12 protein-coding genes are annotated in these 13,196 nt (G+C 75.2%); 2 read left to right on the forward strand and 10 right to left on the reverse strand.

All coding sequences use genetic code 11. The features are described from left to right. Positions 1–38 precede the first annotated feature (38 nt). The 6 genes from ppdK to ACI78U_RS20390 all read right to left on the reverse strand — a co-directional run bounded on the left by ppdK (position 39) and on the right by ACI78U_RS20390 (position 5,807). Positions 39–2,750, reverse strand: coding sequence for a pyruvate, phosphate dikinase (ppdK, locus tag ACI78U_RS20365; RefSeq protein ID WP_456877210.1), 2,712 nt, complete (start codon positions 2,748–2,750; stop codon positions 39–41). Between the two features lie 247 nt (positions 2,751–2,997). Then, positions 2,998–3,351: a hypothetical protein gene (locus tag ACI78U_RS20370; protein WP_456877211.1), complete on the reverse strand. Its 354-nt coding sequence runs from the start codon at positions 3,349–3,351 to the stop codon at positions 2,998–3,000. A 101-nt stretch (positions 3,352–3,452) separates the two neighbouring features. After that, entirely contained in the window at positions 3,453–3,941 is a 489-nt protein-coding gene (locus tag ACI78U_RS20375; protein WP_456877212.1) for a hypothetical protein, read from the reverse strand. Next, the gene (dusB, locus tag ACI78U_RS20380) at positions 3,938–5,116 is read right to left on the reverse strand and encodes a tRNA dihydrouridine synthase DusB (RefSeq protein ID WP_456877213.1); all 1,179 of its coding nucleotides are present in this window, start codon (positions 5,114–5,116) and stop codon (positions 3,938–3,940) included. Before dusB ends, ACI78U_RS20375 begins: the two co-directional genes overlap by 4 nt. A gap of 53 nt (positions 5,117–5,169) precedes the next feature. Continuing rightward, positions 5,170–5,574, reverse strand: a complete 405-nt coding sequence (vapC, locus tag ACI78U_RS20385; RefSeq protein WP_456877214.1) for a type II toxin-antitoxin system VapC family toxin — start codon at positions 5,572–5,574, stop codon at positions 5,170–5,172. Continuing rightward, positions 5,571–5,807, reverse strand: a complete 237-nt coding sequence (locus tag ACI78U_RS20390; protein ID WP_456877215.1) for a type II toxin-antitoxin system VapB family antitoxin — start codon at positions 5,805–5,807, stop codon at positions 5,571–5,573. Before ACI78U_RS20390 ends, vapC begins: the two co-directional genes overlap by 4 nt. Positions 5,808–5,922: 115 nt before the next feature. On the opposite strand from ACI78U_RS20390, the gene ACI78U_RS20395 reads away from it, so the two are divergent. Continuing rightward, a complete protein-coding gene (locus ACI78U_RS20395; protein WP_456877216.1) occupies positions 5,923–7,137 on the forward strand; it encodes a glycosyltransferase family 9 protein in 1,215 nt (404 codons plus the stop codon). Here the strand turns inward: ACI78U_RS20395 and ACI78U_RS20400 are convergent. From ACI78U_RS20400 to ACI78U_RS20415, 4 genes are all read right to left on the reverse strand, one after another. Then, positions 7,107–8,504: a glycine--tRNA ligase gene (locus ACI78U_RS20400; RefSeq protein ID WP_456877217.1), complete on the reverse strand. Its 1,398-nt coding sequence runs from the start codon at positions 8,502–8,504 to the stop codon at positions 7,107–7,109. The two genes, ACI78U_RS20395 and ACI78U_RS20400, sit on opposite strands and share 31 nt — an antisense overlap. Positions 8,505–8,579: 75 nt before the next feature. Then, the gene (locus tag ACI78U_RS20405; protein WP_456877218.1) at positions 8,580–9,587 is read right to left on the reverse strand and encodes a hypothetical protein; all 1,008 of its coding nucleotides are present in this window, start codon (positions 9,585–9,587) and stop codon (positions 8,580–8,582) included. A gap of 78 nt (positions 9,588–9,665) precedes the next feature. Further along, complete coding sequence (locus tag ACI78U_RS20410; RefSeq protein ID WP_456877219.1) at positions 9,666–9,944, reverse strand: antibiotic biosynthesis monooxygenase family protein; 279 nt, start codon at positions 9,942–9,944, stop codon at positions 9,666–9,668. Between the two features lie 84 nt (positions 9,945–10,028). Then, a complete protein-coding gene (locus ACI78U_RS20415) occupies positions 10,029–10,928 on the reverse strand; it encodes a hypothetical protein (protein WP_456877220.1) in 900 nt (299 codons plus the stop codon). A 265-nt stretch (positions 10,929–11,193) separates the two neighbouring features. On the opposite strand from ACI78U_RS20415, the gene ACI78U_RS20420 reads away from it, so the two are divergent. Next, on the forward strand, positions 11,194–13,149 hold the full coding sequence (locus tag ACI78U_RS20420) for a serine/threonine-protein kinase (RefSeq protein WP_456877221.1): 1,956 nt from the start codon (positions 11,194–11,196) through the stop codon (positions 13,147–13,149). Positions 13,150–13,196: the final 47 nt, after the last annotated feature.

Here is a 13,196-nt window from a genome sequence, read left to right on the forward strand (position 1 = left end):
CCGCCCGTGGCAGCCGTGGCCGGTGTGGCGCCGGGCCGTCAGGAGCCGGACGTGCCCCCGCCCAGCACCGCGCGGCCGGCCTCCAGCCGGGCGACGGGCACCCGGAACGGCGAGCAGGAGACGTAGTCCAGGCCCACCTCGTGGAAGAAGTGCACCGAGTCCGGGTCGCCGCCGTGCTCGCCGCAGACGCCGAGCTTGAGGTCGGGCCGCGCCGACCGCCCCTCCTCGGCGCCGACCCGCACCAACCGGCCGACGCCGGGCCGGTCGAGCGACTCGAACGGCGAGACGCCGAAGATGCCCTTGTCCAGGTAGGCGTGGAAGAACGCGGCCTCGACGTCGTCGCGGGAGAAGCCCCAGGTCATCTGGGTGAGGTCGTTGGTGCCGAAGGAGAAGAACTCGGCCGACCGGGCGAGCTCCGCGGCGGTCAGCGCCGCCCGCGGGACCTCGATCATCGTGCCGATGAGGATGTCCAGCTCGACGCCGCACTCCTCGAACACCTGGGCGAGCACCTGCTCGGACTCCTCGCGGATCGCCTCGAGCTCCTGCACCGCGCCGACCAGCGGGATCATGACCTCCGGCCGCGGGTCGCCCCCGGCCGCCCGGCGCTCGCAGGCCGCCTCGGCGATGGCCCGCACCTGCATCGCGAACAGCCCGTGCACCACCAGGCCGAGCCGGACGCCGCGCAGCCCGAGCATCGGGTTCTGCTCGTGCAGCCGGCGGACCGCGGCCAGCAGCCGCAGGTTGGCCTCGTCCGGGTGGCCCTGCGCCTCGGCGACGGCCACCCGCACCGACAGGTCGGTGAGGTCGGGCAGGAACTCGTGCAGCGGCGGGTCGAGCAGCCGCACGGTCACCGGCAGCCCGTCCATGGCCTCGAAGATCTCCAGGAAGTCCTGCTTCTGCAGCGGCGCGAGCGCGTCGAGGGCCTGCTGCTTGCCCTCGTCGTCCTCGGCGAGGATGAGCTTCTCCACGAGCCGCCGCCGGTCGCCCAGGAACATGTGCTCGGTGCGGCACAGCCCGATCCCCTGGGCGCCGAACCGGCGGGCGCGCGCGGAGTCCTCGGGGGTGTCGGCGTTGGTGCGGACGGCGAGCCGGCGCACCCGGTCGGCGTGGGTGAGGACCCGGTGCACGCTGCGCACCAGGTCGTCGGTGTCGTCGGCGTCCGGGTCGATCTCGCCCTCGAAGTAGCGGACGACGGCGGAGTCCTCGACCGGCACCTCGCCCAGCCAGACGCGCCCGGTGGAGCCGTCGATGGAGACGACGTCGCCCTCTTCCACGGTGACGCCGCCGGGTGCGGTGAAGCGCCGGTTCTTCGTGTCGACCTGCAGCTCCTCGGCGCCGCACACGCAGGTCTTGCCCATGCCGCGGGCGACGACGGCGGCGTGCGAGGTCTTGCCGCCGCGGCTGGTCAGCACCCCCTCGGCGGCGATCATCCCGGCGAGGTCGTCGGGGTTGGTCTCCCGCCGGACCAGGACCACCTTCTCGCCCCGGTCGGCCCACTGGACGGCGGTCTCGGAGGAGAACACCGCCTTCCCGACGGCGGCGCCGGGTGAGGCGTTCATGCCCTGGGTGAGCTGGCGGGCGTCCCCGCCGGAGACGAACCGCGGGAACATCAGCTGGGCGAGCTGGTCGCCGCTGACCCGGCGGACGGCCTCGTCCATGTCGATGAGGCCCTCGTCGACCAGCTGGGTCGCGATGCGGAAGGCCGCCGCCGCGGTCCGCTTGCCCACCCGGGTCTGCAGCATCCAGAGCTTGCCGCGCTCCACGGTGAACTCGATGTCGCACAGGTCGCGGTAGTGCGACTCGAGGGTGCTCATGGTCGACAGCAGCTCGCGGTAGGCGCCGGCGTCGATCCGCTCGAGCTCGGGCAGCGGCACGGTGTTGCGGATGCCGGCGACGACGTCCTCGCCCTGCGCGTTCTGCAGGTAGTCGCCGTAGACCCCCTGCTCGCCGCTGCCCGGGTCGCGGGTGAACGCGACGCCGGTGCCGGAGTCCATGCCGAGGTTGCCGAACACCATGGCGCAGACGTTGACCGCGGTGCCGGCGTCACCGGGGATCCGCTCACGGCGGCGGTAGAGGACAGCGCGCGGCGAGTTCCACGAGTCGAAGACGGCGTTGACCGCCAGGTCCATCTGCTCGCGCGGGTCCTGCGGGAAGTCCCGGCCGGTGTGGTCACGCACGATCGCCTTGAACCGGTCGACGACGTCGCGCAGGTGCTCGGCGTCGAGGTCGAGGTCGAGGTCGGTGCCCTGCTCGCGCTTGGCCTCGTCGAGGGCCTCCTCGAACGCCTCGCCCTCGATCCCGAGCACGGTCCTGCCGAACATCTGGATCAGCCGGCGGTAGGAGTCCCAGGCGAAGCGGTCGCTGCCCGACTGCGCGGCCAGGCCCTGCACCGAGTCGTCGTTGAGGCCGACGTTGAGGACGGTCTCCATCATCCCGGGCATCGACGCCGCGGCGCCCGAGCGGACCGAGACCAGCAGCGGGTCGGTCGCGTCCCCGAGCGTCTTGCCCATCGCCTTCTCCAGCGCCGTCAGGTGCTCGGTGACCTGGTCGGCGAGGTCGGGCGGGGTGCTGCCGTGCTCGAGGTACCAGCGGCAGGCGTCGGTGGTGATGGTGAACCCGGGCGGGACCGGCAGCCCCAGGTTCGTCATCTCGGCGAGGTTGGCCCCCTTGCCGCCGAGCAGGTCCTTCTGGTCCCTGTTGCCCTCGCTGAAGTCGTAGACCCAGGTGGCCGTGCCCGTACCGCTGCCCACCGTGCACCTCCGCGCTCGTCCCGCCGGCTGCCGTCCGCCTGCCGGACGCGGCGTCGCGGGGTCCCCGTCGGCCGCTCCGGCGAGCGCGGCCCCGGGTCCCCGGTCGGGGGTAGACGTCTCATACGTCCACCCGGAGCCAGGCAGCGATCGTGACGGACCGGACGGGGACACGCCAGCCCTGTCCCGCCCTGGGGCCACGGAGGTGACCGGCCTCACGCGGCGGCCGGCCGGAGGAGGTCGGCGCCGGTCAGGTGACGAGGGCGAACCCGACGACGGCGAACAGCAGCGTCACCACGACGACGAGGAGGCCGACGTAGAGGCCGGTGCGGTTGACCGGCGAGGGCGGCGGCGACACGTAGTTCGGGAAGCCGGACGCCGGCGTCCGCTGCTGCGGCGAGGAGGCGTACTGCGGCTGGGGCGGGAGCTGGACCTGCCCCGGGAAGCCGACCTGCGTGGGGGCGGCCGGAGGCGGCGGCCCGGCCGGGGCGACGCCGCCGGGGACGACCGGCGCCGGGGCCGGGGCCGGGGGCACGTACGGACCCGCGGGGGCGTACGGGCCGGCCGGGGCGTAGGGCGCACGCGGGTGCGACGGCTGCGACAACGGGGTTCCTCTCGTGCTGGCCCGGGCGCCTGCCCGCCGGGCGGCGCACATCGTGGCAGCCCGGGCCCGGTCGGAGAAGGGTTCCCGTCGCGGCGGCCGCGTCAGCCGGTCCCGGTCGTCCCGCAGACCCGCGGACCGTCCTCCAGCACCACGACGACCGTCGTCTCGGTGGCCGACCCGCCGTCGTCCCACCGGACGCGGACCTCCCGGGAGTCGCGGACCTCGCCGGAGTCCGGGGCCTCGTACTCCCCCGTCTCGACGGCCAGGATCTCGGCGGTGCCCGGCCGGGCGTAGCCGGCGGCGACCTGTCCGGCGTCCACGCCGTCGGCGTCGGCGCGTGCCCGCTCGGCCTCGCACAGCAGCCCGCCGGCGGTCTCCAGGTCGCCGGCGGCCAGCGCCGCGGTGAAGACGCCGACCACCTCGCGGGCCTGCTCGTCCCCGGTGCCGGTGAGCAGCGGGAGGGCGACCACCATCCCGACGCCCAGCGCCACGGTGCCCCCGAAGATGCCCAGGATGAGCCCGTTGCGGCGGCGCGGGGTGCCGGTGTGCAGGTCCTCCGGACCCTCCTCGTACAGGTACGGGCCGGTCATCCGCCGCTCGTCTCCAGCTCGGCCCCGGCCGGCGGGCGCGGGTCGTCGCGGTCGTCGAGCCAGCCCGCGGGCAGCGCCACCGGCCGCGGGCTGCTGGTGCGCCCGCGCGGCCCGCCGAGGACCGCCGTCGGGTAGGGCTGGTCCTCGATCCGGTCGAGCAGGCCGGCGAGCTCGTCGAGCGAGCTCACCATCGCCAGGGCGCGGCGGACGTCGGAGCCGACCGCGAAGCCCTTGAGGTACCAGGCCACGTGCTTGCGGAAGTCGGTGCAGCCGTGCAGCTCGCCCTGCTCGGCCGACAGCAGCTGCGCGTGGCGGACCATGACCGCGGCGACCTCGCACAGGGTGGGCAGCGCCCGCCGCGGAGAGCCGGCGAAGGCGGCGGCGAGGTCGCCGAACAGCCACGGCCGGCCCAGGCAGCCCCGCCCGACGACGACGCCGGCGCAGCCGGTGCGGTCGATCATCCGCAGCGCGTCGTCGGCCTCCCACAGGTCGCCGTTGCCGAGGACCGGGATGTCGACGGTCTCGACCAGCCGGGCGATCGGCGCCCAGTCGGCGGTGCCGCTGTAGAGCTGGTCGGCGGTGCGCCCGTGCAGGGTGATCGCCGTGGCGCCCTCGTCCTGGGCGATCCGGCCGGCGTCGAGGTAGGTGACGTGGTCGGCGTCGATGCCGATGCGGGTCTTGACGGTGACCGGCACGTCGCGGGCGGCGCGGACCGCGGCCCGGACGATGTCGCGGAAGAGCACCCGCCGCCAGGGGAGCGCCGAGCCGCCGCCCCTGCGGGTGACCTTGGGCACCGGGCAGCCGAAGTTGAGGTCGACGTGCGCCGGGCGGGTGCCGGCCACCTCCTCGTCGACGAGCATCTCCACGGCCCGTCCGACGGTGGCCGGGTCGACGCCGTAGAGCTGTACGGAGAAGCCGGCGGCCGCCTCCTCGCGCGTGGCCCGGATCATCCGCAGCGTCTTCTCGTTGCGCTCCACCAGCGCCCGCGTGGTGATCATCTCGCAGACGTAGAGGCCCGCGCCGAACTCGCGGCACAGGGTGCGGAACGCCGGGTTGGTGATGCCGGCCATGGGCGCGAGCACCACGGCGGGGTCGACGGTGAGCGGCCCGAGCCGCAGCGGGGCGACCGCCGGTGCCGCCGGCGCCGTCGTCGTCGGCTCGAGGGTCGCGGTCACGCGCCCCAGAGTAGGCGGGCCCTGTCGTGCACCTCCGCGGAAGTGCACCACCGTCAGGGCGCGCCCGGCAGGGTCCGCAGCCCGGTGCGCCGGGCGAAGACGGTGAAGTCGCGGTCGCGGTGGAGCACCCCGACGCCGTGCCGCAGCGCCACGGCGGCCACCACGCAGTCGTTCAGCGAGTGCGGCGTCTCCCCGGCCCGCCGGCAGGCCCGGAAGAGGGCAGCGGCGGTCTCGGTGTCGACCGGGGACTCCTGCCGGAGGAGCTCGGCGCCGGCGAGGAACCGGGCCAGCTGGCCGGCGCGCTCCTCGTCGGTGGTCCCGGCGAGGACCTCCAGCAGGACGACGTCGGTCACCGCCGCCTCCCCGCCGGCGACGAGCTCGTGCAGCAGGTCGGTCTCGGCTCCCTGCTCGCCGCGCAGGTACGCGATCCACACCGAGGAGTCGACGAGGACGGTCACCCGCGCGGAGCCGGCCGCTGCCCGGCGGGCTCCTCGGCCTCGCCGCGGCGGAGCGCCTCCAGGTCGCCGTCCCACCCGCTGCCCCGCATGGCGTGCATCTCGCGTGGCGTCATCGGTGCCCCGCTGACCTGCCGGAGCGCGAAGCCGACGGCGTCCTTCTTGGTGCGCAGCCCGTACCGCCGCATCACCCGGGCCACCAGGTCGTCGTCGATGTCGATGTTGGTCCGGCCCACGGGATCACGATACACATCGAGGTGTACGCGTGTGCATGTACAGACCGCAGGCGGATGTGTCGAGGACGTCCGGGTTGGCACGGCGGGTTCTCGCACACCGAGCCCGGGAGGACGCGTGCCGAGGTCTGCCCCGTCCTCCTCCGCCGGCGCGCCCGTCCCGGGCGTGGCGCGGATCGCCGTGCTGCGGGCGAACCTGCTCGGCGACCTGGTCCTCACGCTGCCGGCGCTGGCGGCACTGCGCGCGGCCCATCCCGGCGCGGAGATCACCTTCCTGGGCCGGCCGTGGCACGCCGAGCTGCTCGAGGGGCGGCCCGGGCCGTGGGACCGGGTGGTCGTCGTCCCGCCGTGGCCCGGGGTCCGGGACGCCCCGGGCGCCGCCCGCGACAGCCCCGGGGTCCGCCGGTTCCTGGCCCGGCAGCGGCGGGAGGGCTACGACCTGGCGCTGCAGCTGCACGGCGGGGGCGGCAACTCCAACCCGCTGGTCGCCGCGCTGGGCGCCCGGGTCACCGTCGGCGCCCGCGACGTCGGCGCGCCACCGCTGGACCGGTGGCTGCCCTACGCCTCCGACCAGCACGAGGTGCTGCGCTGCCTGGAGCTGGCCGGCCTGGCGGGGGCATCGCCGGTGACGCTGGAGCCGCGGCTGGCGCTGACCCCCGCCGACGTCGCGGCCGCCGACGCCGTCCTGCCCGCGGCGCCCGAGCCGCTGGTCGCGCTGCACCCGGGCGCCAGCGACCCGCGGCGCCGCTGGCCACCCGGCTGCTTCGCCGCGGTCGCCGACGGGCTGGCCGCCGACGGCGCCCGGGTGGTGCTCGTGGGCTCGGGCGGGGACGACCGGCGGGCGGCGGACGCCATCCGGGCGGCGACGTCGGCGCGCGTCCTCGACCTGGTCGGCCGGCTGTCACTGGGCGCGCTGGCCGGCGTCCTCGCCCGCTGCCGGGTGGTGGTCGCCAACGACTCCGGGCCGCGGCACCTGGCCGAGGCGGTCGGGACGGCGACCGTCGGGGTCTTCCTCGAGCGCAACCTGCTCAACGCCGGCCCGCTGACCCGGCGGCGGCACCGCGTCGCCGTCTCCGCGCGGACCGACTGCCCGGTGTGCGGCGTCGACCAGAGCCGGGCGCGCTGCGGGCACGACCGGTCCCTGGTCGCCGAGGTCCCGGTCGCGCCGGTGCTAACCGCCGCCCGCGACCTGCTCGCGGACGGCGGCCCGGCGCTGCACCCCGCCGCTCCCGCCGTGGCGGAGCGGCCACCCGTCGTGCACTTCCGTGGACGTGCGCAGGGCACGTCCGCGGAAGGGCGCGGTCAGCAGCCGGGCAGGCGCGCGGCGAGGTAGGACTCGACGGCGTCCAGGCCGATGCGCTCCTGGCCCATCGAGTCGCGCTCCCGCACGGTCACCGCGTCGTCGTCGAGGGTGTCGAAGTCGACGGTGAGGCAGAACGGCGTGCCGATCTCGTCCTGCCGGCGGTAGCGGCGGCCGATCGCGCCGGCGTCGTCGAAGTCGACGTTCCAGTTGCGGCGCAGCCGGGCGGCCAGGTCACGCGCCTTGGGCGAGAGGTCGGCGTTGCGCGACAACGGCAGGACGGCGGCCTTGACCGGCGCCAGCCGCGGGTCCAGCCGCAGCACCGTGCGGGTGTCGACGCCGCCCTTGGCGTTGGGCGCCTCGTCCTCGGTGTAGGCCTCGACGAGGAACGCCATCAGCGAGCGGGTCAGCCCGGCTGCCGGCTCGATGACGTAGGGCGTCCAGCGGGTGTTGCTCGCCTGGTCGAAGTAGGACAGGTCGGCGCCGGAGTGCTCCGAGTGCGTCTTCAGGTCGAAGTCGGTGCGGTTGGCGATGCCCTCGAGCTCACCCCACTCCGAGCCCTGGAAGCCGAAGCGGTACTCGATGTCGACGGTGCGCGTCGAGTAGTGCGACAGCTTCTCCTTCGGGTGCTCGTAGTGGCGCAGGTTGTCCCGGGAGATGCCCAGGTCGACGTACCAGCGGGTGCGCTCGTCGATCCAGTACTGGTGCCACTCCTCGTCGCTGCCCGGCTCGACGAAGTACTCCATCTCCATCTGCTCGAACTCGCGGGTGCGGAAGATGAAGTTGCCGGGGGTGATCTCGTTGCGGAAGGACTTGCCGATCTGGCCGATGCCGAACGGCGGCTTCTTCCGCGCCGCGCCCATGACGTTGGCGAAGTTGACGAAGATGCCCTGCGCGGTCTCCGGGCGCAGGTAGTGCAGCCCCGACTCGTCCTCGACCGGGCCGAGGTAGGTCTTGAGCATCATGTTGAAGTCGCGCGGCTCGGTCCACTGGCCGGTCACGCCGCAGTTCGGGCAGGTGATCTCGGCCAGGCCGTTCTCCGGGAGCCGGCCCTTCTTCTCCTCGAAGGCCTCCTCGAGGTGGTCGGCCCGGAAGCGCTTGTGGCAGTTCTGGCACTCGGTGAGCGGGTCGGTGAAGACGCCGACGTGACCGGAGGCCACCCACACCTGCCGCGGCAGGATCACCGAGGAGTCCAGGCCGACGACGTCGTCGCGGCTCTGGACGACGGTGCGCCACCACTGCTTCTTGATGTTCTCCTTGAGCTCGACGCCCAGGGGCCCGTAGTCCCAGGCGGAGCGGGTGCCGCCGTAGATCTCACCGGAGGGGAAGACGAACCCCCGGCGCTTGCACAGGTTGACCACCTTGTCGAGGCGGGCGGGGTCGTGCGTGGTGGTGCTCACGGGGCTGGGTGCTCCATCCGGCTGGCGGTCGGCGGCTGACCCGCCAACGGTAGTCGCCGGGTGCCGCCGCGGCCCTCAGGGCTCGGTGTAGCCGCACACGACCGGGCCGCCCTCGTCGACGACGGTGATGACGAACGAGGTCTGGTCCCCGGTGTCGAGCGTGACGTCGAAGGTGACCTCGTCGCCCTCGCCGGCGGGCTGCGCCCCGGTGGCCGAGCCCTCGGTGATCTGCCCGCCGAGGAACGCGTCGAAGTCGGCCAGCAGGGCGGTGGCGTCGGGGATCTGCGCCTGCCCGTCGGCGCACAGGTCGGCGTAGGCGGTCTCGCCGTCGCGGTCGACCACCGACTGCACCCACGACGCGGCGAACTCCGGGCTCTCGGGGATGTTGAGCTCCCCTCCCCCGCCCCCGCCGCCGGGCGTCGTGGACGCCCCGCCACCGAACCCGCCGCCACCGGTCGGTCCGGCCGACGACGACGGCGCCGACGACGACGGTGCGGCGGTCGACGCGCCCGGCGAGGTGGCCGCGGGGTCGTCGTCGCCCCGGGTGAGCAGGACCGCGGCGAGCACGCCACCGCCGAGGAGCAGGACGCCCAGCGTGACGAGCAGGGCGACCAGCGGACCGCGCCGCTTCCTCGGCGGCTGCGGCGGCCCGTGACCGGGAGCGCCGTAGCCGGGAGCGCCGTACGGGGGCTGCTGCCCGTACGGGGACTGCTGCCCGTACGGCGGCTGCTGGCCGTAGGGAGGCTGCTGGCCGTACGGCGGCTGCTGCCCGTACGGCGGCTGCTGGCCGTACGGCGGCTGCTGGCCGTAGGGCGGCGGCTGCTGGCCATAGGGGGGCTGCTGGCCGTAGGGCGGCGGTTGCTGGCCGTACGGCGGCTGCTGACCGGGAGCCCCCGGCGGGGACCCGGGCGCCGCCGGGCCCCCGAGCCGCAGGGTGGGGTGCCGCTGGTCGGGCGGCCCCCCGGCGAGCCGGTCGGTGGGCTGGTCGGGCACCGCCGGCCGCCCCGGGCCCGGCGGCACCGGGGGCAGGCGCACCTCGCGGGTGCGCTCGGGCGGCGTCCCGTCCTGCGGCGGCTGGGTCATCGCGCCTGTCCTCCCGGGCCGGGCTCGTCCTGTTCGACGCAGGCTACGCACCCGGACCGGGCCCGGCCGGTCAGCGGCTCACCCGAGGGGCAGGTAGGCGCCGGGCTCGTCGACGGCGTGCAGCCAGACCGGCGCGCCGGCCACCTTGACCTCGGCGGCCGACAGCGCGCGACGGTAGGCGCCGACGCCGTCCCACCGGGTCACCAGGGCCCACAGGCCCGGGTCGTCGGCGCAGCGGCCGGTCTCACCGCCGAGGAAGCCGGGGCGCGCGGCGAGCGCCGCCAGCAGCCGGTCGAGGTCGGCGGACAGGTCGGCGGCCGCCGACGGGGACACCCGCAGCCGGGTCACCGCGAACACCCGCCCATGGTGCAGCAGGGCCGGAGGTGGGGACGCCGACGGCCGGCCCCCGCGGTGCGGGGACCGGCCGTCGGGTCGGTCGGGTCAGCCGAAGTTGCAGACGAGCAGGTTCTGGTCCACCCAGAGCTGCACGGTCTGGACGCTGCCGTCCTCGAGGGTGAGCTCGAAGGTGGCGACGTCGACGGCGTTGGCGGCGTCGTGCTCGACGCTCACCAGGACGCCGTCGGTGATGGCCAGGCCACCGAGGACCTCGGTGTAGAAGAAGAAGGTGAGGTACTCGTCGGGCGGGAACTCCGTGCCCTGCGACCCCTGCACCGCGGCGTCCTGCAGCTCGGCGCAGGAGATGTTGTAGAGCGTCGCGAAGTCGAAGTCGAAGGCCGCCTGGACCCACGCCAGCGCGATGTCGGCCGAGCCCTCGAACTGGCCGGTGTCGCTCCCGCCGGTCTGCTCGGTCATCCCGCCGCCGGTGCTGCCGCCACCGGTGCTGCCCCCGCCGGTGGTGCCGCCACCGGTGCTGCCGCCACCGCCGGGGGTGCCCGCGCCGCCGGGGACGGTCACGGGACCGCCCATGTCCATCCCCGCGCCGGAGCCCTCGCTGCCGCCGTCGGTGCCCTCCTCGGAGCCCTCGTCGGAACCCTCGGAGGACCCGGCGCCCTCGGAGGACTCGGCCGACGAGGACGAGCCCGTGGCCTGCGTGGCGGGGGTGTCGTCACCGCGGAGCAGGAAGAAGAGGAGCACGCCGACGCCGGCGGCCACGACCACCAGGGCGGTGACCACCCAGGGCAGCACGCTCTTCTTCTGCGGCGGCTGGCCGTAGCCGCCGGGGCCGAACCCGCCGGGACCGAAGCCACCGGGGCCGCCCGGCCCACCGGGGCCGGCCGGGCCGCCGTACTGGCCGGGGGCGCCGTACTGACCCGGAGGGCCGTACGGACCGGGCGGGGCGTACTGACTCGGCGCGCCGTACGGGCCGGGGGGCTGACTCATCGTGCTTCATCCGTTCGCAGGTGGAGGCGGGCACGGAGGGCCCGCGAGCGAGAGCAAGGTAGTGACGCCCCGCGGTTCCGCCTACCCGTTCGCGCGCGCCGGTTGTCACAGCTGGGTCACGGTCGAGGGGACGCTGCGGAGAGAGTCCACGCGCCGCGTCCGAGGCGCTGGTCGGGGTCGGTCCCCGTCCCTAGACTCCGCCGACGACCCGCACCCGGCGCCGGATCCGACGAGCGCCCGCGCTGCGGCACACGGAGGAACCCCGGTGGAGTTGCAACAGTTCGGCCCCTATCGCATCGAGGCGCTGCTCGGGCGTGGCGGGATGGGTGAGGTCTACCGCGCCTTCGACACCGAGCACGACCGCACGGTCGCGCTCAAGGTGCTCTCCGAGCACCTGGCCGCCGACACCGGCTACCGCGAGCGGTTCCGGCGGGAGGCGCACCTGGCGGCCCGGCTCAACGAGCCGCACATCGTGCCGATCCACCGCTACGGCGAGATCGACGGGCGGCTGTTCCTCGACATGCGCCTGGTGCCCGGCCGCGACGTCGCGGCGGCGCTCGCCGAGGAGGGGCCGATGAGCCCCGAGCGCGCGGTGTCGATCGTCAGCCAGACCGCCCGCGCTCTCGACGCCGCCCACGCCGACGGGCTGGTGCACCGCGACGTCAAGCCGTCCAACGTGCTGCTCAGCGGCACCGGCGACGACGAGTTCGTGTACCTGGTCGACTTCGGCATCGCCCGGTCGACGTCGGACCGGCAGGGCCCGGCGCTCACCCAGACCGGCGCGGCGCTGGGGTCCTTCGACTACATGGCCCCCGAGCGGTTCCTCGAGCAGCCGATCGACAAGCGGGTCGACGTCTACGCGCTGGCCTGCGTGCTCTTCGAGTGCCTCACCGGCCGCCGACCGTTCACCGGCGACGGGCTGGCCACGCTCATGTACGCCCACCTCAACACCACGCCCACGCCGCCCTCGCAGCTGCGGCCGGGCCTGCCCCCGGGCCTCGACGACGTCGTCATGAAGGGCCTGGCCAAGGAGCCCGACGAGCGCTACGGCAGCTGCGGCGAGCTGGCCGCGGCCGCGCGGGCGGCGCTGGCCTCCGCCGGGGTCGCGCCCCGGCCCGAGGCGGCGCCTCCCACCTCGGTGACGCCGCTGCCGCGGCCGCACACCGTGGGCTTCTCCAACCCCGGCCCGCCCGGCACGTACGGCGCCCCGTCGACCACCGGCGTCCCCGCGGCGGCCTATGCCGCGCCGTCGAGCCCGGCCGTCTCGACCGGGTACGGCCCGCCGTCGAACCCGGGCGTCCCCACCGGGTACGGCCCGCCCTCGAACCCCGGCGCCCCGACCGGCTTCGGCCCGCCGTCGAACCCGGGCCCGCCCGTCGGGTACGGCCCGCCGTCGAACCCCGGCCCGCCCACCGGCTTCGGCCCGCCGTCCAACCCCGGTCCGCCCGTCGGCTACGGGCCGCCGGCCGGTCAGGGCTTCATCCAGTCCCCGGCCGGCGCCACGCCCTCGGGCACCGGCGGCCGGCGCAACCGGCTGCCGCTGGTCATCGGCGGGATCGCGGCGGCGCTCGTGGCCGTGGTCATCGGCGTCATCGCCCTGGCCGGCGGCTTCGGCGGGGACGACACCACCACCGACACCACCGCCGCCGGCGGTGGCAGCTCGGACACCGGGACGGGCGGGGACACCGGCACCGGCGGGGACACCGGGACGGGCGGGGACACCGGGACCGGCGGCGACACGGGTGGGGGCACCACCGAGCCCGACCCGGAGGAGCAGCTGCTGGGGATCATCCCCGGCGACTTCGACCCGGCCGTCTGCCAGACCGGGGACCCGGCCGGTGACGGCGACATCGCGACCGTGAACTGCGGTGCCGCGGCGACCCAGCCCGGTCCCGAGGCGTCGTCGTTCTACCTCTACGAGGACGCGGCGGCCGTCAGCGAGGTGTTCCTCGCCGACATGGAGCGCGAGGGCGTCGCCCCCTTCACCGGTGAGCCGGACTGCACCACGGCGCAGGGGTACGACGAGTACACGATCAACAACGTGAGCGCCGGCCGGCTCGGCTGCTTCGTCGACGAGGACAACAACTCCTTCCTGTACTGGACGCAGGACGAGTTCGCCGCCGAGGGCATCGTCGTCATCCAGAACGGCGGCCAGGAGGGTCTCGCCACGCTCTACCAGTGGTGGACCGACAGCGCGCACAGCGACTTCGTGCAGCGCTGACCCGACACGACGAGGGCCCCGTCCCCACCGGCCGGTGGGGACGGGGC

The organism is Geodermatophilus sp. SYSU D00710 (genome assembly GCF_054050195.1).

Bases quoted from the DNA above. Each gene is read 5' to 3' on its own strand.
- ACI78U_RS20375 (WP_456877212.1), bottom strand. From the start codon at position 3,941: ATGACCGGCCCGTACCTGTACGAGGAGGGTCCGGAGGACCTGCACACC.
- ACI78U_RS20405 (WP_456877218.1), bottom strand. From the start codon at position 9,587: ATGACCCAGCCGCCGCAGGACGGGACGCCGCCCGAGCGCACCCGCGAG.
- ACI78U_RS20415 (WP_456877220.1), bottom strand. From the start codon at position 10,928: ATGAGTCAGCCCCCCGGCCCGTACGGCGCGCCGAGTCAGTACGCCCCG.